The organism is Pantoea sp., from assembly GCF_028283705.1.
Taxonomy (GTDB): domain Bacteria; phylum Pseudomonadota; class Gammaproteobacteria; order Enterobacterales; family Enterobacteriaceae; genus Pantoea.
The window spans coordinates 163751-187445 of the sequence record NZ_JAPWKD010000011.1 but is presented as its reverse complement, the minus strand read 5'-3'; the positions used below and the strand labels follow the sequence as shown (position 1 = coordinate 187445).

25 protein-coding genes are annotated in these 23695 nt (G+C 54.7%); 17 read left to right on the top strand and 8 right to left on the bottom strand.

Annotated features, from left to right (window positions below; all coding sequences use genetic code 11):
* Positions 1–11: 11 nt before the first annotated feature.
* The 7 genes from PW844_RS07960 (at position 12) to PW844_RS07930 (ending at position 5208) form a co-directional block, all read left to right on the top strand.
* On the top strand, positions 12–947 hold the full coding sequence (locus PW844_RS07960) for an ABC transporter substrate-binding protein (RefSeq protein WP_299450077.1): 936 nt from the start codon (positions 12–14) through the stop codon (positions 945–947).
* 9 nt (positions 948–956) lie between these two features.
* Entirely contained in the window at positions 957–1469 is a 513-nt protein-coding gene (locus PW844_RS07955) for a GNAT family N-acetyltransferase (protein WP_299450075.1), read from the top strand.
* Positions 1470–1478: 9 nt separating this feature from the next.
* On the top strand, positions 1479–2405 hold the full coding sequence (locus PW844_RS07950) for an amino acid ABC transporter permease (RefSeq protein WP_299450071.1): 927 nt from the start codon (positions 1479–1481) through the stop codon (positions 2403–2405).
* Positions 2389–3183: an amino acid ABC transporter ATP-binding protein gene (locus PW844_RS07945; protein ID WP_084881001.1), complete on the top strand. Its 795-nt coding sequence runs from the start codon at positions 2389–2391 to the stop codon at positions 3181–3183. The genes PW844_RS07950 and PW844_RS07945 overlap by 17 nt, the downstream gene beginning before the upstream one ends.
* 252 nt (positions 3184–3435) lie before the next feature.
* On the top strand, positions 3436–3996 hold the full coding sequence (locus tag PW844_RS07940; protein WP_084881000.1) for a non-canonical purine NTP pyrophosphatase: 561 nt from the start codon (positions 3436–3438) through the stop codon (positions 3994–3996).
* Positions 3993–4787: an SIR2 family protein gene (locus PW844_RS07935; RefSeq protein ID WP_084880999.1), complete on the top strand. Its 795-nt coding sequence runs from the start codon at positions 3993–3995 to the stop codon at positions 4785–4787. Before PW844_RS07940 ends, PW844_RS07935 begins: the two co-directional genes overlap by 4 nt.
* Positions 4788–4860: 73 nt before the next feature.
* The gene (locus PW844_RS07930; protein WP_299450055.1) at positions 4861–5208 is read left to right on the top strand and encodes a YebG family protein; all 348 of its coding nucleotides are present in this window, start codon (positions 4861–4863) and stop codon (positions 5206–5208) included.
* 44 nt (positions 5209–5252) lie between these two features.
* Here PW844_RS07930 and PW844_RS07925 read toward each other — a convergent pair whose 3' ends face one another.
* From PW844_RS07925 to PW844_RS07905, 5 genes are all read right to left on the bottom strand, one after another.
* Positions 5253–6359: a Fic family protein gene (locus tag PW844_RS07925; protein WP_299450052.1), complete on the bottom strand. Its 1107-nt coding sequence runs from the start codon at positions 6357–6359 to the stop codon at positions 5253–5255.
* Positions 6360–6468: 109 nt separating this feature from the next.
* The gene (locus tag PW844_RS07920) at positions 6469–7200 is read right to left on the bottom strand and encodes a hypothetical protein (protein WP_299450049.1); all 732 of its coding nucleotides are present in this window, start codon (positions 7198–7200) and stop codon (positions 6469–6471) included.
* Positions 7201–7900: 700 nt separating this feature from the next.
* Positions 7901–9361, bottom strand: a complete 1461-nt coding sequence (locus PW844_RS07915; RefSeq protein WP_299450046.1) for an MFS transporter — start codon at positions 9359–9361, stop codon at positions 7901–7903.
* Between the two features lie 50 nt (positions 9362–9411).
* Positions 9412–10146, bottom strand: coding sequence for an RraA family protein (locus tag PW844_RS07910; protein ID WP_299450043.1), 735 nt, complete (start codon positions 10144–10146; stop codon positions 9412–9414).
* A gap of 3 nt (positions 10147–10149) precedes the next feature.
* Complete coding sequence (locus PW844_RS07905) at positions 10150–11127, bottom strand: hydroxyacid dehydrogenase (protein ID WP_299450040.1); 978 nt, start codon at positions 11125–11127, stop codon at positions 10150–10152.
* Positions 11128–11619: 492 nt separating this feature from the next.
* Between PW844_RS07905 and PW844_RS07900 the strand changes: the two genes are divergently transcribed.
* From PW844_RS07900 to PW844_RS07865, 8 genes are all read left to right on the top strand, one after another.
* On the top strand, positions 11620–12018 hold the full coding sequence (locus tag PW844_RS07900) for a DoxX family protein (RefSeq protein WP_299450037.1): 399 nt from the start codon (positions 11620–11622) through the stop codon (positions 12016–12018).
* A gap of 49 nt (positions 12019–12067) precedes the next feature.
* Entirely contained in the window at positions 12068–12544 is a 477-nt protein-coding gene (locus tag PW844_RS07895) for a heme-binding protein (protein WP_299450035.1), read from the top strand.
* Between the two features lie 15 nt (positions 12545–12559).
* Positions 12560–13216 (top strand): sugar dehydrogenase complex small subunit, encoded by a 657-nt coding sequence (locus PW844_RS07890; protein WP_299450032.1) that lies wholly within the window; start codon positions 12560–12562, stop codon positions 13214–13216.
* 25 nt (positions 13217–13241) lie between these two features.
* Positions 13242–14834: a GMC family oxidoreductase gene (locus tag PW844_RS07885; protein ID WP_299450029.1), complete on the top strand. Its 1593-nt coding sequence runs from the start codon at positions 13242–13244 to the stop codon at positions 14832–14834.
* Positions 14835–14837: 3 nt separating this feature from the next.
* Positions 14838–16238, top strand: a complete 1401-nt coding sequence (locus tag PW844_RS07880; protein ID WP_299450026.1) for a c-type cytochrome — start codon at positions 14838–14840, stop codon at positions 16236–16238.
* Positions 16239–16284: 46 nt separating this feature from the next.
* On the top strand, positions 16285–16752 hold the full coding sequence (locus PW844_RS07875; protein ID WP_084880987.1) for a heme-binding protein: 468 nt from the start codon (positions 16285–16287) through the stop codon (positions 16750–16752).
* A 187-nt stretch (positions 16753–16939) separates the two neighbouring features.
* On the top strand, positions 16940–18880 hold the full coding sequence (locus tag PW844_RS07870; protein ID WP_299450014.1) for a methyl-accepting chemotaxis protein: 1941 nt from the start codon (positions 16940–16942) through the stop codon (positions 18878–18880).
* A 65-nt stretch (positions 18881–18945) separates the two neighbouring features.
* Complete coding sequence (locus PW844_RS07865; protein WP_299450012.1) at positions 18946–19299, top strand: MmcQ/YjbR family DNA-binding protein; 354 nt, start codon at positions 18946–18948, stop codon at positions 19297–19299.
* Here the strand turns inward: PW844_RS07865 and PW844_RS07860 are convergent.
* Entirely contained in the window at positions 19283–20281 is a 999-nt protein-coding gene (locus PW844_RS07860; protein ID WP_299450010.1) for a class I SAM-dependent methyltransferase, read from the bottom strand. The two genes, PW844_RS07865 and PW844_RS07860, sit on opposite strands and share 17 nt — an antisense overlap.
* Positions 20282–20391: 110 nt before the next feature.
* Between PW844_RS07860 and PW844_RS07855 the strand changes: the two genes are divergently transcribed.
* Positions 20392–21270, top strand: a complete 879-nt coding sequence (locus PW844_RS07855) for a response regulator transcription factor (RefSeq protein ID WP_299450007.1) — start codon at positions 20392–20394, stop codon at positions 21268–21270.
* On the opposite strand, the gene cybB is transcribed toward PW844_RS07855, so the two are convergent.
* Together cybB and PW844_RS07845 are read right to left on the bottom strand one after the other, a co-directional pair.
* Entirely contained in the window at positions 21262–21801 is a 540-nt protein-coding gene (cybB, locus tag PW844_RS07850) for a cytochrome b561 (RefSeq protein WP_299450004.1), read from the bottom strand. The genes PW844_RS07855 and cybB overlap by 9 nt on opposite strands.
* Positions 21802–21861: 60 nt before the next feature.
* Entirely contained in the window at positions 21862–22356 is a 495-nt protein-coding gene (locus tag PW844_RS07845; RefSeq protein WP_299450001.1) for a MarR family winged helix-turn-helix transcriptional regulator, read from the bottom strand.
* Between the two features lie 105 nt (positions 22357–22461).
* Here PW844_RS07845 and PW844_RS07840 point away from each other — a divergent pair, with 105 nt between their 5' ends.
* Positions 22462–23610: an MFS transporter gene (locus PW844_RS07840; protein WP_299449999.1), complete on the top strand. Its 1149-nt coding sequence runs from the start codon at positions 22462–22464 to the stop codon at positions 23608–23610.
* Positions 23611–23695 lie beyond the last annotated feature (85 nt).

Here is a 23695-nt window from a genome sequence, read left to right as displayed (position 1 = left end):
GAGTAGCCGCTATGCAGAAGAAGATCGCCCTCATCGCCCTGTTATTCGTGACCAGCAGTATGTCCGCCCTCGCCGAAGAGGTGGCGCTGAATGGTCAGCAGGTCAGTCTCGAAGCCAACAAAACCCCGATTAACACCGGGAAAAATAGCGCTGCGGTGGCACAGATCCCCGCCGGACACCATTTTGCCGTGCCTGGTAGCTTTACCGTGGCAGTGGCCGCACAGAACTCCCCTCCGCTAACGGTATTCAGCGATGACAACAAAACGTTACTCGGCAGTGAAGTGGATATCGCCCGGCTGGTGGCGGATAGCCTCGGGTTGAAACTTAACATCGTACCGACCTCCTGGGAAGATTGGCCGCTGGGAGTGGCATCCGGTAAATACGACGCGGCCATCAGCAATATCACCGTGACTAAAGAACGCAAAGAACGCTTTGATTTTGCCACCTACCGCAAGGACTCCCTCGGTTTCTATGTCAAAACCAGCAGCCCGATCAAATCCCTGACCAAAGCCGCAGATATCGCCGGGCTGCGCATCATCGTCGGATCCGGTACCAATCAGGAAGCGATTTTGCTGGCGTGGGATAAAGAGAATCAGGCCAAAGGGCTGAAGCCATTCACACCGATTTATACCAAAGACGACGCGGCACAAACCCTCGCGCTGCAATCCGGTCGCGCTGACGCTTACTTCGGCCCAAATGTGATTGGTGCATGGAAAGCCGCGCTGACCGGGCAGACACGTCTGGTCGGCAGTGTGGATGGTGGTTGGCCAAAGGCGGCACACATCGCGGTGACGGTGAAAAAGGGTAGCGGCCTGGCAGAACCGATCAGCACCGCGCTTAACGGCGTAATGCAGAACGGTGATTACCTCCGGGTGCTGAATCGCTGGGGTGAGGGTGTAGAACACATCGATCATTCTGAAGTGAATCCGGCCGGTCTGGGCGATTAAGGAGGCAAGATGAGCCAGCATTTTTTCCGCGAGGTTTCGCCGGAAGCGCCGGAACTCCAACCTATCCTGAACGGATTGTTTGGTGAATATGAGGCCCGCTACGGTGATTTTTTCCGCAACAGCAAAGAAGTGGAACTGACCGAATGGTACTTACCGCCGCGCGGCCTGTTTATCGTGCTGGAGCGGGAGGGCGAAATCATTGCGATGGGAGCCTACAAACCTTATGACGAGCACACCGCCGAGCTGAAACGTATCTGGACACGCGGGGATCTGCGTCGCCAGGGGCTGGCGTTGCTGATTTTACAGGAGCTGGAGCGGCGTGCGCAGCGCGCCGGTTATCAGCGTATCTACCTCACCACCGGCTTTCGCCAGCCTGAAGCGGTGCGGTTGTATATCGGCCATGGTTATCAGCCGCAGTTTGAACTGCGTGATGATATGGAGATCTATGGCCAGCCTCCCAATGACGGGCGTTTGCGTTTTCTCAAAGTGATTGATGTGCATAGCGTGGCCGAAGCCAGCTAAGGAACCCGCATGAAAACTGAGCAGCGTTTAACCGTGGTCCCTGCACGCTATCCGGCTCGGACTCTCGGGGCCATTGTCGCGCTATTTATCCTGGCCGGGGTGATTGATTCGGTAGCGTTTAATCCACGCTGGGAGTGGGGCGTGTTTGCCCGCTGGTTTTTCGATCCAGTGATCCTCAGTGGCTTAGGGCAAACTCTGTTGCTGACACTTTTTGGCACGTTCTTCAGCCTGATATTTGGCGGTCTGCTGGCGTTGGCACGCCTGTCATCATCCTGGTTGTTAAGTTCACTGGCGTTCGGCTATATCTGGTTGTTCCGATCGCTGCCGCTGATTGTGGTACTGATCATTCTGTATAACTTCTCCTATTTGTACGACACGCTGTCCTTCGGCGTTCCGTTTACCACGTTATCCTGGGGGCACTTCCAGACCATTAACGTGCTGGGGCAGTTTCCGGCGGCAGTGATTGGCCTGACCCTGGTGCAAAGCGCTTACAGTGCGGAGATCATTCGCGGCGGTTTTCTCGGCGTCGATCATGGTCAGTTCGAGGCCGCTTCAGCGCTGGGTTTATCCTCTTCGCGTCGTACGTTTCGCATCATTCTGCCGCAGGCACTGCGTGCCATTATTCCCACCGCGTTTAATGAAGTGATCAGCCTCGCGAAAGGCACGGCGATGGTGTATGTGCTGGCGATGCCGGAGCTGTTTTATACCATTCAGATGATCTACAACCGCACTCAGCAGGTCATCCCGCTGCTGATGGTCGGTGCCGCCTGGTATCTGATCATCACGACCGTATTGTCGCTGTTACAACACAGTGTGGAACGCTGGCTGGCACGTAGCGTCAGCCGGGAACCGCAACCATCGCGCTGGCGTCAACGGCGCAATCGCGTGGCAACAGATGCCGCCAACGAGGAACTTTCCCATGTCCGAAGCCATTGATTACCGCAATCTGCACGCTACCGGTGCCATCAGTATCACCGGCGTCAGCAAATTCTTTGGCAGCCATCAGGCGCTGGATGATGTGTCACTGGAGCTGGCACCGGGTTCGGTCACGGTGATCCTCGGCCCTTCCGGCTCAGGAAAATCGACGCTGCTGCGTACCATCAACCATCTGGAACGGGTGGATGAAGGGTTTATCCAGATCGATGGTGAGTACATCGGTTATCAGCGACGGGGCGATAAACTTTACGAACTGAAAGAGAACGCCATTCTGCGTCAGCGTATCAACGTGGGCTACGTGTTTCAGAACTTCAATCTGTTCCCACATCTGACGGTGCTGGAGAACCTGATTGAAGCACCGGTGGCACATCGTCAGCTTTCCCGCAGGGAGGCGGTCATCCGGGCGGGTGAACTGCTGGATATTGTTGGCTTACGCCATAAGGCCGATGCCTGGCCTCGTCATCTTTCCGGTGGACAGCAGCAGCGGATCGCCATTGCCCGGGCACTGATGCTTAATCCGCGTGTGATGTTGTTCGATGAACCCACCTCAGCGCTCGATCCGGAACTGGTGGGGGAAGTGCTGGATGTGATCAAAAAGCTGGCGCGATCTGGCACCACGCTGGTGATCGTCACCCACGAGATTGGCTTTGCGCGCGAAGTGGCGGATAACGTGGTGTTTATGGTCGATGGCCGCATCGTTGAGCAGGGCAGCAGCCATCAGGTGTTGAACCAGCCGCGTCACGAACGAACGAAACGTTTTCTGGCGCGGGTGTTGTGATGAGCCTCATTGTCACCGCCGGGGCAAGACAGCCCCGGCCAAAGCCCCCGACAAACCAGAGATAATTAACGCCGTTCATCCTTTTTCTCCTTTGTGCGTCAATCGGTTGCATTCAGAATAAACTGCACTATCCTCACAAACACGGTGGGACTAAAGTCGCGTCGTCACAATAAACTGTCATCGAAAGCAGCTATCCTGCGGCATAAACTTATAATTTGCTGCTATTCACCCATTTGAAATCAACTGGTTGCAATGAAAATACGTTTTCTATCTGCAAACGAGCATAAACTGGCCGAGGTGCGCACCATCCTCGAACCGGTGGGCGTGGAGGTGCTCCCCATCGCGCGCCGTATTGAAGAAATCCAGACAGAGAACGAGGTTGAGCTGGTGCGCGATAAGCTCACCAAGGCGTTCTCGATTATTGGCCGCCCGCTGTTTGTTGAACATACCGGTTTGTACCTCGACGGGTTAAACGGCCTGCCTGCCGGGTTGACACGTATCTTCTGGAACCGCCTGGAGGCGGAGCGCTTTACCAAACTGGTACAGGGGCTGGAGAGTCAGAGCGTGACGGCCAAAACCGTGCTCGGCTACTGTGATGGTCGTAAGATGTATCTGTTTGAAGGTGAAGTCCGTGGCACCATTGCTGCTGAGGCAGCCGGACCGCGTGAATTCCAGTGGGATTGCGTATTTATCCCTGAAGGACATACACAAACTTTTGCTGAAATGGGCGAGTTAAAAAATGAGGTTTCCATGCGGCGACTGGCGCTGGATCGTTTTGCCACTTTTCTGAAAACGTCGCGGGGACTGGCATGAAACCGGAACTGAAACGTGCTTATGATGCCGGTAAGCTAATCCTGTTTGCCGGAGCGGGCATCTCTCGTAACCTGGGGTTGCCAGAGTGGCATGAGCTGATCGCGCATCTCGCCAATGAACTCGGTTATGACCCTAAGATCTTCAATACCTACGGCACCCATCTTTCGCTGGCGGAGTATTACAAACAACGTAAAGGGTCACTGGGTCCGCTGCGTAGCTGGATGGATCGCGAGTGGCATCGCCCGGATATTGATGTGCGCAGTTCAGAAATTCATACCATGATCACTCAGGGTAATTTCTCGCGGATTTACACCACCAATTACGATCGCTGGCTGGAGATGGCGCACGAAGCGCATAATGTACCTTACAGCAAAGTGGCTAACGCGGCTGACCTGGTGTCATTGACGGAAGATAAGCGCCATATCATCAAATTACACGGTGATTTCGATGATGATACCTCGATTGTTTTGGACGAAAGCAGCTACTTTGAACGACTCTATTTTGATTCCCCGCTGGATATTAAGCTGACGCATGATGTGATGGGGAATTCGGTGCTGTTTGTCGGTTACAGCATCAGTGATTTTAATATCCGTCTGTTATTTTATCGGCTGACGAAAATGTGGGGACGAACCGGTCTGGCGTCAGCACGGCCCAAATCCTACCTGTTTACCAACCGTAATAATCCGGTGGCAAAAGAGGTATTGGGGCAGTGGGGGATTGAGATGATCGTCTCTGAAGAGGATGATCCGCGTAAAGCACTCGCGGATTTTTTGCAGGAATTGATCGCCTGACGGGCAAAAAGCCATTGCCCTGCAACGATAATTCGGAATATACTGTATATAAATACAGTTAACGAGGTGCATCATGGCAGTCGAAACCAAATATGTTGTGGTCAGAAAGGGTGAAGAGAAAATGACGTTTGCCAATAAAAAAGACGCAGATGCCTGGGACAAGATGCTCGATATGGCAGATGCCTTTACTGACTGGCTGTTGCGAAATAATCCAGAGATGGATGAAAGCCAGGCGGAGGCTCTGGGCCTGCAACTGGCTGAGCAGAAAGACGCGGTGCAGCACATCCTGCGCACCAGCAAGTTGCCAGAACCGGTGAACGCCGAAGAATCTGCGTCAGCTGAAACAGCCGAAGCGGATGATGCCGTAGAAGTGGCAGCCGAGGCACCGGAAAAGAAAGTCCGCGCCGTAAAGGTCGCCTGATATGAAACAACGCCGTCGTTTATGACGGCGTTGTTGTTTCTGCATTAATGTTTGATGTGATAGCGAGTGCTGCGGCCACCGCCCGGAAGTTTCTCCAGGTAGCCCTTCTCCAGTAACTCGTTCAAATGGCGTGTTGCCGTGGATTTACTCACTTTTGCCACTTTTTGATACTGACCTGCGCTAATGCCATCCACGAAGCCCTGCTCACCGCCATCCAGCAAACGATTAAGCACCTTCGTTTGTTCCATGCTGAGCGCGGCTCCCTGATGATTCAGCCAGAAGCGGGCTTTTTGCTGGGTACGGGTTACCACGACCAGGGCTTGTTCAAGACTGTCGTTGAGCACCTCCAGGAACCATGCCAGCCAGGCTGTCACATCCATCTCCCCGCGTTGTGTCTCCTGCAAAATGCGGTAGTAATCAGACCGGTGAGCCAGAATAGATGCCGACATGGCATATAATCGAATACTTTGACTGTCAGCCTGCGCCAGAGCCAGGTCGGTCAATGCGCGCGTGATGCGCCCATTACCATCGTCGAAGGGATGTAACGTCACGAACCATAAATGACACAATCCGGCGCGTAATAAAGGATCGAGCAAAACGTCTTCCCGACTGTAATTAAACCAGTCGATAAACTGCTGTAGCTGTGAATCCAGTCCGGCACGAGGTGGCGCTTCAAAATGAACCGTGGGACGATCAATCCGTCCGGACACCACCTGCATTGGCTCCTCACCCCGTAAACCTCCGACATTGAAACGTTGAATTGACCATTCACTCACAGGGAATAACCAGCGATGCCATTCACATAAACGTGCCAGCGTTAAAGGCTGATCGCGCAGGGTAATGGCATCCATCATCATTGCGGCTAATCCTTCCGAACGTTCAGACACCGGATAGGACTGGTCCAGCGATACGCCTAAGCGGCGGGCAAGTGAGGATCGTACCGACTGGGCATTGACCCGCTCATCCTCAATGGCTGACGAAGAGAGAATATTTGTCAGCAATGTATCCAGCGTCTGGTGATCGTTATTGTCTGCAATACTGGCTCGTCCCAGCAAAACGCCACGCTGTTGCTGCAAATGCCGGAGCCGGGGCAGCAATATCTCATCCTGCCAGTGGAATGCTGGCCAGTTGGATTGTTGCCATATCCACATGATCCACCTCAAATTTTACGGTGTTTGAGCTGAATGTAATGTTTATTCGGCCCGAAATTCGAGCCGATAAGGATGGCTATTCGGCTCATATATTGAGTCGAATAGTAGATCATATTCGGTTCATTGACCAGCCGGGTTGGGGATAATGGCTATTCGCATAGGCATTCATGCGTTGATTTTGCCCTTGTTGTATAGCCTGCTCGTAGGTGGGAGGGGCTTCACCAGGGGTTATTCCACTGTGATGACCCATTAAATAATGATCGTCAGCGGCAGGGGCAGAGGGTAGCACACGATTAACAACCTGATTATTTTGCGGAAGACGAGGGGCATGAAGCTGATAATGCCCATGGATCGAGAAATAATTAAAAACTTTTCTGTCATCAATAAATTCGTATAAATAAGCTAATGCAGTAATAAGTTTACCATCAGGAGCAGTAACAGAGGATGGGTCGGGATGACGTAGTCCCAGGGTCAAAAAATCCGCCATTTTAATTAGACACTGAAGTTTATTAATATCATCAGATATTTTTGACTGTGTTTTAGTAAAGAAAGTCAGGTTCTCACCCTGAGACTTTGCTTTTTCTATATTGGCAATAACTTCCTCTTCTGCCACGGGAATCTTTTTTGACAGCTTTTTAATATGCGAGAAATCACCACGAATACGACTTTTTGATGAATTTGATAATAATTTATTATAACTTACGCCAGTGTTCATAACCTTTGTTAGATTTTTACAGAAGTCCTTAATTGTTTGATTTGTTTTATATCTCGATGATGTCTTATCAAAAAATACACTATCCAGATGTGCTGTCAGATGGGAATAGGGAGTTTGTATTCGCATGATAACGAACCTCTCGGTAGATGAATGTTTGATTGGTCACTGACTGAGGTGTTGAACGAGCGGTAACTCTTCAACTTCAAGCAGTGTAAACACACTCATCTGCGCTTCAGTAATGAATTTTCCCTGATTTTCGCAGTATGTTAATCCGGCTGTTTCAGATGCTTAATTACCGGGAAAGGCATTGTAATTATTGCGATTTGATATGCTTGTTGCTGCCGTGCCAGGTGAATGGGACTACTCATTACTGGCGATTTCAGCCTGAAATTTTCACGCTTAATTGAATTTAAAATGAGAGATGATGCGATTTTTTATCTGAACACCATGCGATAAATTGGGTAATGGCAGGCGTTTTTTTGGCGACGCTTTGTCGCGACGCAATTTATCGCGCGGGGGTAAACCGCGCACGATAAATTACGCCACTACACCAATCAATGGGTAAACAACGAGAAAGTACCTGCATAGTAATTCACCATCCAGCCGACATACACCAGCCAGACCAATAACACGCCTGCCAAAGTCACTTTAGTGCTCATCTTCGTATCCTCTTGTTATGTGGGTGTGAAGACCCTGTGAGGAATAAGCTGACAGGAGATGCGCTGAATGTTTTTGCGCTGGATCAAAAAAGGGAATGCAAGCATCCCCTTGATGTTTTAATTGCGATCAAATCAGGCAATTTGCGCAATTTTTGCCAAACCTGACATCAGGAGGCAATCTCCTCCAGACGACGATTCAGGGTGCGCGGACCAAAAATGCCGATGGTGAATACCACAATCGCCATCGCGGTGGAGATCACCATAAACACGGAACCCACCCCCATCTCGTGCAGCACCCAGGCGATGGTAAAGCCCGATAGCATGCCGCTGATGCGGCTTACTGAGTAGACCATACCAATCGCTTTGGCACGGAAACGAGTCGGGAACAATTCCGCCTGATAGGCGCGATACGAGAAAGTCATACAGGTGCTGGCCAGCGAAAGCAACAGACCGAGGGTAACCAGCATCACTGGCTGCGATTGCCAGGAAAACACCGTGCCCACCAGCGCTATCGCTAGCGCGGATCCACTCACCAGCCATTTACGTTCGATACGGTCAGCAAAGGTCATGGCCAGTAGCGGTCCCAGCGGACTGGCAAACGCAATCAGGAACGAATACAACAGGCTATGGGTGAAGGTGACACCTTTCGCTGCCAGCAGGGTCGGGATCCAACTGGCAAAGCCGTAGTAGCCAATTGACTGAAAGAAGTTGAACACCAGCAGCATGATGGTGCGGCGACGGTAGGGGGGACGCCACATCTCATTTTTCACTGCGGGGACATTCTCGACCGGTTTCAGTGCTTCGATGTTAACGGGAGGTAATACCGCGCCGGTCGATTTGGCGACCTTTGCTTCGAGGCGGCGTACGATATCTTCAGCTTCTTTGTAGCGACCTTGCTCTACCAGCCAGCGCGGGCTTTCCGGCAGTCCCATACGGATTAACCAGACAATCACCGCGCCAATGCAACCAAATAACACCACCCAGCGCCAGCCGGTCAGCCCAAATGGAGCCAGTGGCACCAGTTGCCATGACAAAAAGGCGATAGTCGGAATCGAGGTGTATTGAATCGCCTGCACAAACGCGTATGAACGGCCACGCAGACGTGCCGGAATGAATTCTGATACGTAAGCATCAATGGTAACCAGCTCAGCCCCGACACCAATCCCCGAGATAATTCGCCAGAACACAATGGCATACGGATGATGCTGGAAGGCCATAATGCCGCTGGCGATGGCATACACCAGCAAGGCGATGATGAAGACTTTGCGGCGTCCCATCCGGTCCGCAAGATTGGCAATCAATAACGTACCGAGAAAAACGCCGAGGAACATAGCTGCCACAAATGCCCCAAGGCTGCTGGGATCAAAGAAGCTATGGCTGCCGTGGGTGAATATTCCTTCACGTACCATGCCTGGCCCGATATAGGCGGTGAGAAACACATCATAAACTTCGAACCAGCCGCCAAGGGCCAGCGCAAAGATAATGAGCCATAATGGGCGGGCGGCCGGTAATCGTTCCAGTCGCGCGGAAAGCTGCGCACCAAAGGCTTTACCTTCTTCTGGTGTGAAATTGTCACGCCAGGTGATCGGTGGCGGTAACGACTCGCTCAGTGAAATTTTCTTAAGCACGGTAGGGTACTCCACTGTTTTTATAATGATGAACGCGCAGGTGTTTCAGGCTACAGAGGCGTTGGCTGTAGCCTGAATGATTCAGGGGCCTTTAAACAGGACAACCTTTGGCATCGCAGAATCGCGTTAAAACGCTCCGGATCGTTGGTTCCGGCGAGATTGCTGGCACGGATTTTCTCTTCACGCTGCGCATGTTGTTGTACGCGCGGCAGCAGTACACTCAGCTCGTCATGCGGAATGGCGATCACGCCATCAGCGTCGGCGACGATCAGGTCACCAGGGGAAATCACCAGACCGGCACAGTGCACCGTGGTGTTCACTTCTCCCGGGCCGTCTTTCGAGGGGCCGCGCAGTGTGTTACCCCGCGCCCAGACCGCCACGCCACCTTCGGCCCATTCGTTAAGATCGCGTACTGCGCCGTCAATGACGAAACCCGCAATCTTCTTCGCTATTGCTGAAGTGCGCATCAGGCCGCCAATCAGCGCCTGGGTCAGGTCACCTGAACCATCAACCACGATCACGTCGCCCGGTTGTGCCAGTTCGATCGCTTTATGGATCATCAGGTTGTCGCCGGGGCGAACCTTCACCGTCAATGCCGGGCCACACAGTACCAGCTGCGGATCGTTGTGATAGGCCGTCAGCCCTAATGCGCCGACGCTACGGCCCATTGAGTCACCAATATTGGGCACCGGCAGCTGACGGAAGGCTGCAAGTATAGCGTTATCAATTTGTGGGCCACGTTCGCCAATAAAATAGCCAATCGGCCAGTCACTTCGCATCGTCATAAGTTAACTCCGGTTAAGCACCTGCGGATTAACGCAGGCAGGAAGGTGAATGTGTTGGTTATCAAGCCAGTCCAGACACTGCCGAGCCGCGCTTTGCGCCACTGCGTCCAGCGCCTGGGGAGTGGAGCCGCCAATATGCGGGGTAATGATCAGATTCGGCAGTGCGCGGAAGGGATGATCGGCGGCGAGCGGCTCCTGGGCCACGGTGTCCAGCGCCGCCGCGCGCAGTTGCCCATTTTGCAGCGCCATTGCCAGTGCTTCCTCATCCACCAGCTCGCCGCGTGCGGTGTTAATCAGGATGGAACCTTGCGGCAGAAGTGCGAGCGAGTTCACATTGATCATCTGGCGGGTTTTCGGCGTCACCGGGCAATGCAGGCTCAGCACATCAGCCAGCGGCAGTAAATCGTCCAGGGATGCACAGCGCTGTGCGCCTGCAAAATCGGCATCGGAAGCAATGGCCGGATCGAAAAATACCACCTGCATGCCGATGGCGTGTGCAACACGCGCTACGCGGCGGCCGATTTCACCGAAGCCTACCAGGCCGAGCGTTTTCCCCTGCAACTCTTCGCCGTCACCGCTGCGCGTCCAGCGGCCGGCAGCCACTTCATGCTGGAAGAATGGCAGACGGCGCGCGCAGTTCAGCATCAGCGCCAGCGTCAGTTCCGCGACCGATTGCGCGTTAGTCGCCGGGGTCGTCAGTACCGGGATCCCCTGCTGGGTCGCGGCTTCAACATCGATATTGGTTACGCCAACACCGTGTTTGCAGATGATTTTTAACGTCGGACAGGCTGCTATCGCTTTGGCACTTAACTCAACCGTACGTGAAATCACCGCGTCATAAGGCACGCTGCTCATTCGACGTTCCACTTCCGCCGCATCGTTGGCGTTGTCCAGATAATCCACGACGCAATGGGCGTCAGCGAGTAAGTTGCGGCCTCCCTGGCCGAGGCTCGTGGTCGTCACGAGAAAGCGATAAGTCATGATGGTTCTCCGATAGGGTTTAGCGTCATCCTGGCATCGGAGACTGATAAAAAATATTCTGTGTTAGTTATGAATTCATTCCTGTCGGGAATTTATCGGCATTTTTAGCGGGAGAAATGTGGGCAAAATCACGGCAAACAGCGCGCCATACTGCGTTAACAACTTGTTCACTTTCTGATGACATCAATACCTGCATATTGGCTAACGCTTTTTGTTAAATAATCGGGCCGTGAGGCTTCAGAAATCAGCATTGTGTGACAGCACATCATCAGGTTCTGACACGAGCCTATAGTGTGATCGACTTCAAATTCTGCTCTCAACCGCCTGTTACAAAAGAAACAATTGCTTACTTTCTCCGGTACAAAATTGTGCCATTCGCGCGCCCGCGCAAAAAAACAGCCCGTTTGTGTCAGCACGAAATGGTAAAAGTTAGTAAAGATTTAAAATGTACTGTCTGGTTCATTAACAACTACATATCAGAATGGTTACATCATGAATCAGTCCAAAGATCTGCTTTCCGTCCTCGGTCGGGTGATGGCCGTCGGCCTGTTTTTTACCTCCGGCGTCGACAAAATTGCGCACTACAGCGACAACCTGCAACTGATGGCCAGTAACAACGTGCCGGGCTTTTTCCTGCCACTGGTGATCCTGCTGGAAGTCGGCGGTGGACTGGCGATTGTCCTTGGTTTCCTCACTCGTTTCACAGCGATTTTTATGGCGGTTTTCTCCGTGGTTGCGGGTTTCCTGTTCTACCAGGGCTACAGCCATGCACACCTGATGGTGTGGCTGAAAAACATCTCCTGTGCCGCCGGTTTCCTGCTGCTGTGCCTGCATGGTGGCGGCAAATGGAGCCTCGACCATCTGTTGCAACGCCGCTTCGTCCGTAGCTGACCAGGCAAAATACTTAACATCCCTTAACCCATTATTTCAGGACCCCATCATGAAATTGATTCCGACAGCGCTGCTGTGCAGCGGACTGATCTGCGCCACTGCGCAGGCTGCCCAACCGGTTAACCAGGTTTCCATACTCACACATCAGCAGGCACAGTCGCTGGTGGCAAAAGCTGAGCAAATCATCCGTAGCCATCAGATTGGTGGCGTGGTCGCGGTGGTTGATCCCTTTGGTCAGTTGATTAGCTTTGACCGTCTTGATGGTGCGACGCTGGCGAACAGCGAGCTGGCACCGAAAAAAGCCCATTCCGCAGCGGCGTTCGGCGTACCGACTGCCAGCTTCCAGCAGAAGATTGCGGCAGGGAATATCGGGATGCTGGGTAATCCGGCGGTGGTGCCGTTGCCTGGCGGCGAGCCAGTGAAACTCAATGGTGTGGTAGTGGGGGCGATAGGCGTCAGTACGCCGGATGGCAATGTTGATGCCGAAGCTGCGAAAGGGGCGCTGTCGGCCCTGAATGCTGGCTAGCGTGAGAAGCTGAAAATGGAAAGAAGACGCTTTTTACAACTGATGATGGCGACACCGGTTATTGTCGCTATCCCGATGCAGCCTTTGCTGGCGGCTCCCGCGGACAGTGGCGCTGCCTTGCTGCTGCGTGCCAGTGAGTTGCTCACCGGGCGACGCGGGTTGGATATCGGCATCACCGAACGCCTGTGGACCTTACTGTGCCAGCAGGACAGCACATTCCCCGCCCGGCTCGCCAGCCTGATGACGCGGCTGAATGCGCTGCACAGCGAAGATCGTGAACAGATTGTCACTCAGCTGAGCGATGACGAGGTTAAAACCGCGCTGACCATTATTTCACCGTGGTATCTCGGCTACACCGGTCATCCCTCTACCACTAAAGCGGTGGATGACGCGCATTTTGTCACCTTTCTGTCCGCACTGATGTACGAACCCACGCGCGATCACACCATCCGCCCTACCTACGCGCGTGCCGGTGGTGATTACTGGGCCGAAGTGCCGCCGGGTGTTAATGCACCCGCGATGCCGGCAGAAATCCGCGCCTGGGGCGATCGCTCGCCCGTTGCTGCCAGCACCATCAAAGAACCGGATGCCCCGTGGCTGTTAATGATTCAGGGAAAAGCCAAAACCCTCGTGGAAGCCGAGGCGTTGCTGGCGCAGCACAACAACACATAACAAGAAACGTGAGCAGGAAAACAAAATGAGCGAATTTGATGCTGATGTGGTGATCATCGGCTCCGGCGCACTCGGCGCCAATGCGGCTTACCAGCTGGCTAAAGCGGGTAAGTCGGTGATTATGCTGGAAGCCGGACCCTATATCCCACGCTGGAAAGTGGTGGAAAACTACCGCAACGGTGCCAGTAAACGTAACTGGTGCGCACCGTACCCGAATCTGCCCTGGGCACCCAACTCCTACACCGAAGGCTATATCGATGCCAAAGGGGATGAGGATTTTGAGTATGTCACCAGCTACCTGCGCGTGGCTGGGGGCAGTACCCGCCACTGGGCATCCGCCTGCTGGCGTCTGTTACCCAATGATTTCAAACTAAAAAGCGTCTATGGCGTGGGGCGCGACTGGCCGTTTGAATATGGCGAGCTGGAACCCTGGTATGTCAAAGCCGAACGTGAAATTGGCGTAGTGGGCACCGGTGAAGAGGATCAGAGCGGCCAGGGGCGTGGTCATTATCCCCCGCGATCTGCCGAGTATCCGCTGCCGCCGGAAGCGAAACCTTATATGGTGCAGCGCATGCAGGCCAAACTCGGCCCGATGGGCTATCAGGTGGTGCATGAACCTCATGCACGCGTCTCTCGTCCTTACGATGGCCGCCCGGCCTGTGCCGGAAATAACAACTGCGAGCCGATCTGCCCGATTGGTGCGATGTACTCCGGTGATATGCATGTTGATAAGGCAGTAGCGCTGGGTGTGAAGCTGCTAACCGAATGTGTTGCCTGGAAGCTGGAGAAGGGCGCGGACAATAAAATTGTCGCACTGACCTATCGCAAGCCCGATGGTAAAGACACCCGTCTCACCGCGAAGGTGTTTGTGGTGGCGGCACACGGGCTGGAAACGCCGAAGTTGCTGCTGATGAATGATATCGCCAACAGTTCCGATCAGGTGGGCCGTAATCTGATGGACCACACCGGGCTGAGCCTGACCTTCCTGGCCGATGAACCTCTGTGGACCGGGCGTGGTTCGGTCCAGCATGGCACTATCGCCAATCGTCGCGATGAGGCCAGCCGTGCACAGCATTCCGCCATTCGTTATTCGCTGCGTAACCTGGTACCCAACGTTGATGTGACGGTGCCGTTGCTCAAGCAAGGCATGATGGGCCAGGCGCTGGATGATGCCATCCGCGATCGTGCTTCGCGCATTATGAATATCAGTACCATGAGCGAAACCCTGCCCAGCCCGACCAACCGCGTGGTGCCGAATTACGACCGTAAAGATTCCATCGGCCTGCCGATGCTCAAGGTGAATTATCATCTCGACAGTTACGTGCGTGGCATGCGCCCGCAGGCATACAAGGACTTTGCCAACTTTTTGCAGGCGTTTAACGGCGAAGTGATTGAGGCTCCCACCGGCTGGCGTAACCAGTACCACATCATGGGCACCACCATTATGGGTGATAACCGCCAGGACTCGGTGGTCGATGCCCATTGCCGCAGCTGGGATCACCCGAATCTGTTCCTCGCCACCACGGGTGTCATGCCCACTTCGGCAACCGTTAACCCGACGCTGACCGGTATCGCTCTGGCGATCCGTATGGCCGACACCATTGCCAGGGAGATCTGACCGATGCGCTTAAATAGGTTATTTCGCATCGCCAGCGCCAGCCTGTTGCTGCTGAGCGGCGTAAGTCTGGCGCAGGACGCCTCGCCAGATCTGGTGAAACGCGGTGAATATCTGGCAACCGCCGGTGACTGCTCCGCCTGCCATCGCAATCCACAAAGCGGCCAGCCTTTTTCCGGTGGTTATGCCATCCAGTCGCCGATGGGTATGATTTACGGTTCGAATATCACGCCATCCAAAAGTGCCGGTATTGGTAACTACAGCCTCGCCGATTTCACTGCGGTGATGCGTGAGGGTAAAGCGCCGGGTAATCATTATCTCTATCCGGCAATGCCTTATACCGCGTTTGCCGGCATGTCAGACGAGGATATCCACGCGCTGTATTCTTACCTGATGCTGGGTGTTCCTGCAGATGATCATCCGGCACCGGAAACCCATCTGCCATTCCCGTTCTCTTTCCGCCCGGTGATGGCGATGTGGAACCTGATGTTCCTCGATAAAAGCGCTGTGCCGGGCAGCGATGCCGCTGCGGGCAGTGCCGAACGTGGTGAGTATCTGGTTCGCACTTTGGCGCACTGCTCCACCTGCCATACGCCGCGCAACGGCATGATGGCGGAACAGGGTGATCGTTTCCTCTCCGGCGGAAAAGTGGGTAGCTGGAGTGCACCGAACATCACGCCGGATGCTAAAGCCGGGATTGGTGACTGGAGCGTAACCGAAATCGAAACCTACCTGCGTACCGGTGCGCTGCATGGTAAAGCGATTGCAGCCGGAGAGATGGGTACGGCGGTCCAGAATTCGTTCTCAAAAATGGATGACAGTGATCTGCAAGCCATTGCGCGCTATCTGAAGCAGGTGCCCGCCATTGGCGGTGCCGATCGCAAAGCGCCAGCCGTTGCCCCTGCCAGTACGCCGCTGTCGGCAATTGAAACCGGCATGAAAGATGACATCAATGATTATGTCTCAGCGGATGCCATGAGCGGTGCGCAGCTTTATAACGGAGCCTGTGCCACCTGCCACGCCAGCGATGGTCGGGGTACGCACGATGCGCAGCACTTTTACCCGTCGCTGGTGGGATCTTCGGCGGTGCTGGCTGCTGACCCGGCCAATCTGATCATGACTATCGCCGAAGGGGTTGATCGCAATACTGCCGCCGGGCACGCCTTTATGCCGGAATTCCGTACTCAGTTTAGTCAGGAACAGCTGGCGAAAGTGGCGAATTATGTCTCCACCAGCTTTGGCAATCCACAGCACGCGATCACCAGCGCCGATGTCAGCCAGACATTGCAGGGTGAGAGCGGCAGTTGGCTGATTCGTTACGCCCAACCTCTAACTATCGCTGGCGCTGTTGTCGCGGTGATGGTACTGCTGTGGTTAATTTATCTTCTGCGCCGTCGGCGCGGGTAATCCACGGGAGCCGCGATCTGGCTCCCTTATTATGGAGTGATTGAAAATGAAAAAGATCCTGTCTCTGGCGCTGCTGAGTGCCGCTCTGTTCGGTGCGGCGGGCGCGCAGGCCGTTACCACGCAAACCATTCTGACAGAGAGTGATGCGCAGAAGCTGATTGCCGCAGCGCAGGAAAAAGCCCATGCGTTGAATGCCAATGTCTGTATCGCGGTACTGGATCAGTCAGGTGAGTTACTGGCGTTCCAGCGTATGGACAATGCCCCGGTCGGCTGTATTGATTCATCGATTCTGAAGGGGCGTGCTGCGGCGTTGTACCGCACGCCAACCGACAAATATATGGATCGTGCCAATGGCAAAGAACCCGCTATCGCCACGTTGCCGGGCGTTATCCCGCTGGGCGGCGGTTCCCCAGTGGTGTGGAAGGGCAATACGCTGGGCGCGGTGGGCGTCAGTGGCTCGGCCAACCCGAATGAAATCGCCATCGCTAAAGCGGCGAGTGACAGTTTTAAATAATCAGGTTTGACAGTTGGCGCGGTGTTGTTTGCCGCGCCAATTCCCGCCTTGCGCAATTCCCCCCCACTGATCAGACCTGCCAGGCCATCAAGTTCCCCCAGACCCCGCCGATAGATTATTCGAAGGAATGTGTGTGCACAGGGAGTGGTTCTTTTTACCGGAAAGTGTCAACTCCAGGAGCGCCAGCATGGCCAAACGACTGTCTGATAAGAAAAAAATGAGCACCCGCACGCAAATGCTGCTGACGGGAGCCTTAACCATTACCCTCGGCTTTACTGTTACGATCGGTGTACTTAACTGGCAATCCAGCCACGAACAAAAATCGCTGGCAGAAAATTATCTGCAACAAATTGCGCAAAGTCAGGCGCTGCAAATCCAGCAGGATCTCAGCTATGCGCGTGATGTGGCGCATAACCTGGGGCACAGTATTATCGCGCTGCCCGGCGCAGGTGTGCAGGATCGTAAAGTCATCGACAAGATGATGGAATCGACGCTGCGCGATAATCCCAGCTATCTTTCCGTCTCCGTGATCATGGAAGAAAATGCGTTTGATGGACGTGATGCGGAGTTTGCCGATAAACCGGGTCAGGCACCGAAAGGGCGTTATGCCTGGTTCGTTGATCGTGACCAATCTGGCAACTTCAATATGCATCCACTGGCTTCCTATCTGACCCCAGGGCAGGGTGATTATTATCTGCAACCGCAGAAAAGCCAGAAGGACACGCTGATCGAACCCTATAGCTATGCCTACAATGGTGTGCCTACGCTGTTGACCTCCGTCGCGGCACCGATTGTCAGCCAGGGGAAATTGTGGGGCGTAGTGACCTCCGATATCTCGCTGGCCTCGTTGCAGGAGCGGGTCAATAAAATCAAACCCTGGGAAGGTACTGGCTACGCAATGCTGCTTTCCAGTGCCGGAAACGTGGTTTCTTATCCAGACAAAAACCTCACCAGCAAGCCCTGGAAAGGTAACACCAACAATTTCAGTAATGACGTCATTGAGCGTCACGACGATATCATCGGAGCCGATGCGCTGGTGACCTGGCAACCCATTGTCATCGGCAATAGTGACCAGAAATGGTATCTCGGTGTCGTCGCCCCGGTCAGTGAAGTGATGGCCGCTGCCAATCGCCAGCTGATCAACGCCATAGTGCTGATGGTGCTGAGTATTCTGTTGGTGAGCGCGCTGCTCGGCCTGCTGTTCAGCCGTAAAGTGCTGAAGCCAATTGGTGGTGAACCGCTGGAAGCCGCCACCATCGCGCTGGCGGTTGCCGATGGTAAGCTGGATAACCCTATCGCAGTGAAATCACGCGATACCAGCAGCCTGTTCTATGCCCTCGACACCATGCAAAACCAGCTGCGTGACATTGTGGGACAGATTCAGGATGCCAGCGCGTCGGTACGTCAGGGGGCGGGGGAAATCGCCAGCGGTAACCTTAACCTCGCGTCCCGCACCGAACAACAGGCCGCCGCACTGGAGCAGACTGCCGCCAGCATGGAGCAGATCACCGCTACGGTGAAACACAACGCGGCTAATGCGCATCAGGCCACCACGCTCACCGACAATGCCACGCACATCGCCAGCCGTGGTGAAGCGCTGGTGGGTGAAGTGGTGCAAACCATGGCGCAAATTGACGACAGTGCGAAAAAGATTGGCGACATCACCGCCATCATCAATAGCATTGCCTTCCAGACCAACATCCTGGCGCTTAACGCTGCCGTGGAAGCGGCGCGTGCCGGTGAACAGGGCCGTGGTTTTGCCGTGGTGGCTTCAGAAGTGCGTAACCTGGCACAGCGCAGTGCTAATGCGGTGAAAGAAATTGCCGCGCTGATTGAAGAGTCCAGCCAGCGGGTGGGCAGCGGTGTTCAGCTGGTGCAGGATGCCGGTAAAACCATGCAGGAGATGACCCAGGCAGTGCACTCGGTGCGCACTATTATCGGCGAAATCGTCACTGCTTCAGATGAGCAGGCGCGGGGGATCAGCCAGGTGACCATTGCGGTCAATGAAATGGATGGCACCACACAACAGAACGCTGCACTGGTGCAGCAGATGTCAGCAGCGGCCAGTTCGCTGGAAGATCAGGCTGCTCAGCTGGCGCAAACGGTAGGGCGCTTTCATCTGGCCTGATAAGTCAGAAGTGGGTAAAGTCGTGGCCATCGCACCACGACTTTTTTTGCCCACAGGAGTGAAGCATGAATCGCCAGCAATTGTTTGACTGGGTTAACCAGCAATACCAGGTCGAACCTGATTATCCCTGGAAAACTAATCCGCAATACGCGGTGCTGCGTCATCCGCGTCATCGTAAGTGGTTTGCCGTGGTTTTCCCACTGGAGAGCCACAAACTGGGACTGCCGGATGGCGCGGTGGTGCAGGTGATGAACATCAAAACCCGCCCGGAACTGAGCGGGTCGCTGCGCCAGCAGGCGGGCATCTATCCGGCTTATCATATGAATAAAGAACACTGGCTCAGCCTGACGCTGGCTAATGGTCTGCCTGATGAAGAGATCTTCGCGCTGCTGGATGACAGTTTTAGTCTGACGTTTTAGGCTTACGCGCCAGATGGACATTCAGCGGCGACATCGGGAAGGGTTGCAGCCGCTTAATCGCTTCGATGGTAAATCCCACCTGCTGTAATTGCTGCGTTAACTCACCTTCATTCGTGACACTGTAACCACGCATCATCAATGGTGTGAAAAACGGCAATATGTGACGCGCCTCGGCCGGGTCGGAAGACACTTCCGCATGGGCACTAATCAATAATCCTCCCGGCTTCAGACGGCGGAACAACTGCTGCAACATCGCCTGACTGTCCTCCATAAAGTACAGCAATGATGAACACCAGATGATGTCAACCTGCTGCGTTTCCGGCAGCTGTGAAAGCGCGCGGAAGCGTGCACTTAAACCTGCGCGTTCGATATTCTGTTGCGCCACGGTCGCGGTTTTGGGCAGGTCAAGCACCACACCGGAGAGCTGCGGAAAACGCGCTGCTAACGCCAGCGTAATCAATCCTGGACCCCCGCCCATATCCAGCAGCTGGGCCGGGCGCTGAAAATCAGCCAGATCGCTGGCGATGGCACAGGCGGTGTCGCCACTCAGGGCGCGTTGTTCCTGCGCAATCTGGCTCAAAGCAGCATCGGCCCAGGCGGTGTCGATCTCCAGCGGATCCTGCCTGCGTGGCGTGCTGCGGTTCAGCAGATCGGGCAGTCGGCGGGTAAACTGCTGCAACAACTGCTGACGATAACGCCAGGCATCGCCGATATAACGCGTACCGCTGCGGCACAGATATGTCTGGGCGTCGGGGTGGGTACGGTAACCCTCCGCCTGTTGCTGCAACAATTCACCACTCCACAGCAAACGCAGCCAGTGTCCGACCGGCTCTGGCTGCCAGCCAAAATGTTGCGCGACGGCAGTGGCATCGGCACTCCGCGTCAGAAAATCAAACAGCTGGTGTTCAAAGGCCAGAGCCACTGCGCCACTCAGGGCGTGTTGCGCCAGCAGGTTGTCAAGAAAGGGTAACGGGGATGGCATAGCTGTCTCCAAAGCAACGGTGATGGCTACAGACTAGCGTTTCATGCCAATGCAATTTATTCTCATTGCTCTGCGAAACGGCGATTTGACTCTGCGTGAAGGCGAAAACGATGCAACGGAACCCAGGTGGCGATGAGCCATGGATTGAACACCAGCCCGGCGCGGGGGTTTTTCGTTCGCGGCAGTTCAGCCTGGTCAGTGGGATACGGCTGGTACAGTCTGATTATCAGCCGTTAAAAGCGCTGGCAGAAAGCTCCCGGCCAGCCGGAAATACGCCGCAGCTGGTACTGACCTTCGGTTTGCTGGGCAGCTCACGTTTCCGGGCGGATTCCGGTTATGAAGTGTTGTTCCAGGCGGGCCATCTTACCGTCACCAGTTTTCAGCACAGTAGTGGCGAACGGTTATATCGTGCGGGGGAGCGGGTGCAACAGCTGCGGCTGGTGCTGAATGCTGAAAGCGTGCAGCGTTATCTCGGGGAGGATGCCGCAGAGCATTTGCTGCATCAGCCGCAATTGAAACGCCATCTGTTCCGCCTGTTTGGTCACGCCACCACCGCACAACTTAACGAGGTGCAGCCCGATCCACTGCTGCGCGAGATTCAGGCGCTGAATCTGCTGGCGTTACATCGCCATCAACTGCAACCGGCGGCAGCGCAGGCGAAGAAACTCCATCCTCAGGATATCGACCGGCTGGAGCAGGCACATAACTGGATGCAGAGACATCTGGCGGAGCCTGTTACCCTCGCGACGCTGGCGCTGGCCGCGGGCCTGAGTGAATACCAGCTGAAAAAAGGCTTTCAGCAGCACTTTGGTTGCACGCCCGGCGAGAAGTTACTGGCACTGCGGATGCAGAAGGCACATCGACTGCTGGAGGAAGGGTATCAGGTAGCGCAGGCGGCCTGGCAGGTCGGTTATCAGCATCCCCGCAATTTTAGCGTGGCGTTTCAGCGTTACTTTGGCCGCCCGGCCAGCCAGCTAAGGTCAGCGTGAGCGTCGGGACGGCATCATGCGCAGCAGGGTGTTGTCCTTCATCAGATAGTGGTGGGTCAGCGCTGCCACCGCATGGATTCCCACCAGCCAGTAACCGTAAGGTGCCAGCGTTTTATGCAATCCTGTCAGGATATCGGCAAAATCCGGGTCGGGCGCAGCGCTGACCGGCATCGGAATACCAAACAACCACCAGGTTCGCCCCAGATAAAAGCGTGAAAGAATACCGAGAATCGGCAGTGCGATAAAAAACAGGTACAACCCCAGATGCATCAAATGCGCCAGACCGGTTTGCCAGCCCTCTGGCTTTGGCACGATGGCCGGGCTTTGATGACGAAAACGCAGCAACACGCGCGATAACATCAGCACCAGAACACAGCTTCCTGCACTGAAATGACCGATGATCATCGTAAAACCCTGCCAGGACCCACGCGTTGCCAGCCCGCGAAACTCCATGGTGCAATAGGCAATGACCACCAGGAAAAATGTCAGCCAGTGGAGAAGAATCTGTGAAGGAGCAAATTTATTCTGCATATCCTGTCCGTATAAAAGCGCGAATGAATTCATATTTTGACACATGACTGAGCAGTTTAGTTACGTCTCATGCTCGCTGGCGACCAGCAGCTGGCTGAGCAGGGCTGACAACTGTTGCCGCTGCGCGGGTTCCAGTGCGGCCAGCAGCGTATTTTGCGTTTGCGTATGCACCAGCAATGCCTGCTCGATTTTCTCCCGCCCGGCCACTGTTAGTGCGACCAGGGTACTGCGTTTGTCCTGCGGGTCAGCGACCCGGGCGATCAGTCCCGCCTCTTCAAGGTGATTCAGACGATTCGTCATCGCGCCGGAAGTGACCAGCAACGATTTATACAACTGCGTCGGCGATAAACAGAAGGGTGAGCCCGCCCGGCGTAGTGTGGCCAGCACGTCAAACTCCCCATCACGAAAACCAAAGGGGGACAGTGCCTCGGCACGGGTTTTCGCCAGATGTTTCATGATGCGCAGCATACGACCAAATATCGCCATGGATGATGCATCCAGCTCAGGCATCGCGCTGGCCCATTGTTGTGTCACAAAATCGACGTGATCCGCCACTTTTCCCCTCACTTGTTGTGGTTACTGTGTTGCTTTGTGCGGTCGGGCTATTTCTTCTTCGCTACTTATCTTAACGTTAAGATAAATCATCAGCGGAGAAGCAATGTGAAACGTACCTTACCCGCAATCGGGTTGTTTGCTTTAGTGGTTTTTATCATCGGCCTGAATCTCAGACCGGTGATGGCGGCGCTGGGGCCGCTGTATTCTTACCTGCAACAGGATGCCCATCTTAGTGCTACACAGATTAGCCTGCTGACGACTTTACCGGTGATTATGATGGGGGTTGCTGCACTGGCTGGGCCGCGCCTGCTGCGCACCGTCGGGGAGAGCAAAGGTATCGCTCTCGGCTTGACTCTGCTGGTGCTGGCCTGTCTGGTGCGCGGTCTGGCCCTGCAATCTGTTGTGTTGATTGCCAGCGCGCTGCTGGCCGGTGCTGGGATTGGTATGATCCAGGCGCTGATGCCTGCGTTGATTAAACGTTGCTTCAGCGCCAAAGCCAGTACGCTGATGGCGCTGTTTACCACCGGGATTATGGTGGGTGCGACACTGGCTGCCGTCAGTGCCGTTCCGCTGGCATCCTGGCAGGGCTTAGCACTGGTGCTGGCGCTACCGGCACTGCCCGCATTGGTCGCTTTATTGTTGTGGGGAAGAGTGTTGCCATTATCGGTTCCGGTCGTGGCGGCAAAATACCCCCAGGCGATCAATGCCGAGCGCGCCTGGCTGTTGATGGTGTTTTTTGGCATCGGCACCGCAGCCTACACGCTGGTACTGGCCTGGCTGCCGCCGTTTTATCAGCAGCATGGCTGGAGCGCTGAGCAAAGTGGCTATGTCCTGGGAGCGTTAACGTTGACTGAGGTGGCTGCAGGCTTTGTGCTTTCGGCGTTAATCCATCGTTTTCCCGATCGTCGCCGTCCATTGTTGCTGGTTCTGGCCTTGATCCTGGGTGGATTAATTTGCCTGATCACGTTCGGTGGTACGCTGGCCTGGCTGCCCACATTGCTGCTTGGACTCGGTATCGGCGCGCTGTTCCCGCTTTCCCTGATTGTCACCCTTGACCATGCGCAAACAGCAGAACAGGCTGGGGCATTGCTCTCTTTTGTGCAGGGCGGCGGGTATCTGATCGCAGCGCTAATGCCGCTGATTGCCGGAGTGGTACGTGACCACGCAGCTTCGCTGGACAGTGCCTGGATCCTTATGAGCGCGGGGATTGTGTTGCTGATGGGGATGACGCTGCGTTTTCGACCTGGGCTGTAGCCGGGCATGGTATCGGCACGAAACAGTTGTATCGATATATACCATGCTTTATAACGCATCTTTTCCATTTACGTTCAGCACAAGG

Coding starts and splice junctions, on each gene's coding strand:
- PW844_RS07900 (WP_299450037.1), top strand. CDS start 11,620: ATGAATCAGTCCAAAGATCTGCTTTCCGTCCTCGGTCGGGTGATGGCC.
- PW844_RS07910 (WP_299450043.1), bottom strand. CDS start 10,146: ATGACGATGCGAAGTGACTGGCCGATTGGCTATTTTATTGGCGAACGT.
- PW844_RS07930 (WP_299450055.1), top strand. CDS start 4,861: ATGGCAGTCGAAACCAAATATGTTGTGGTCAGAAAGGGTGAAGAGAAA.
- PW844_RS07950 (WP_299450071.1), top strand. CDS start 1,479: ATGAAAACTGAGCAGCGTTTAACCGTGGTCCCTGCACGCTATCCGGCT.
- PW844_RS07880 (WP_299450026.1), top strand. CDS start 14,838: ATGCGCTTAAATAGGTTATTTCGCATCGCCAGCGCCAGCCTGTTGCTG.
- cybB (WP_299450004.1), bottom strand. CDS start 21,801: ATGCAGAATAAATTTGCTCCTTCACAGATTCTTCTCCACTGGCTGACA.
- PW844_RS07955 (WP_299450075.1), top strand. CDS start 957: ATGAGCCAGCATTTTTTCCGCGAGGTTTCGCCGGAAGCGCCGGAACTC.
- PW844_RS07935 (WP_084880999.1), top strand. CDS start 3,993: ATGAAACCGGAACTGAAACGTGCTTATGATGCCGGTAAGCTAATCCTG.
- PW844_RS07890 (WP_299450032.1), top strand. CDS start 12,560: ATGGAAAGAAGACGCTTTTTACAACTGATGATGGCGACACCGGTTATT.
- PW844_RS07925 (WP_299450052.1), bottom strand. CDS start 6,359: ATGTGGATATGGCAACAATCCAACTGGCCAGCATTCCACTGGCAGGAT.
- PW844_RS07895 (WP_299450035.1), top strand. CDS start 12,068: ATGAAATTGATTCCGACAGCGCTGCTGTGCAGCGGACTGATCTGCGCC.
- PW844_RS07920 (WP_299450049.1), bottom strand. CDS start 7,200: ATGCGAATACAAACTCCCTATTCCCATCTGACAGCACATCTGGATAGT.
- PW844_RS07940 (WP_084881000.1), top strand. CDS start 3,436: ATGAAAATACGTTTTCTATCTGCAAACGAGCATAAACTGGCCGAGGTG.
- PW844_RS07870 (WP_299450014.1), top strand. CDS start 16,940: ATGGCCAAACGACTGTCTGATAAGAAAAAAATGAGCACCCGCACGCAA.
- PW844_RS07855 (WP_299450007.1), top strand. CDS start 20,392: ATGCAACGGAACCCAGGTGGCGATGAGCCATGGATTGAACACCAGCCC.
- PW844_RS07960 (WP_299450077.1), top strand. CDS start 12: ATGCAGAAGAAGATCGCCCTCATCGCCCTGTTATTCGTGACCAGCAGT.
- PW844_RS07885 (WP_299450029.1), top strand. CDS start 13,242: ATGAGCGAATTTGATGCTGATGTGGTGATCATCGGCTCCGGCGCACTC.
- PW844_RS07865 (WP_299450012.1), top strand. CDS start 18,946: ATGAATCGCCAGCAATTGTTTGACTGGGTTAACCAGCAATACCAGGTC.
- PW844_RS07860 (WP_299450010.1), bottom strand. CDS start 20,281: ATGCCATCCCCGTTACCCTTTCTTGACAACCTGCTGGCGCAACACGCC.
- PW844_RS07945 (WP_084881001.1), top strand. CDS start 2,389: ATGTCCGAAGCCATTGATTACCGCAATCTGCACGCTACCGGTGCCATC.
- PW844_RS07905 (WP_299450040.1), bottom strand. CDS start 11,127: ATGACTTATCGCTTTCTCGTGACGACCACGAGCCTCGGCCAGGGAGGC.
- PW844_RS07875 (WP_084880987.1), top strand. CDS start 16,285: ATGAAAAAGATCCTGTCTCTGGCGCTGCTGAGTGCCGCTCTGTTCGGT.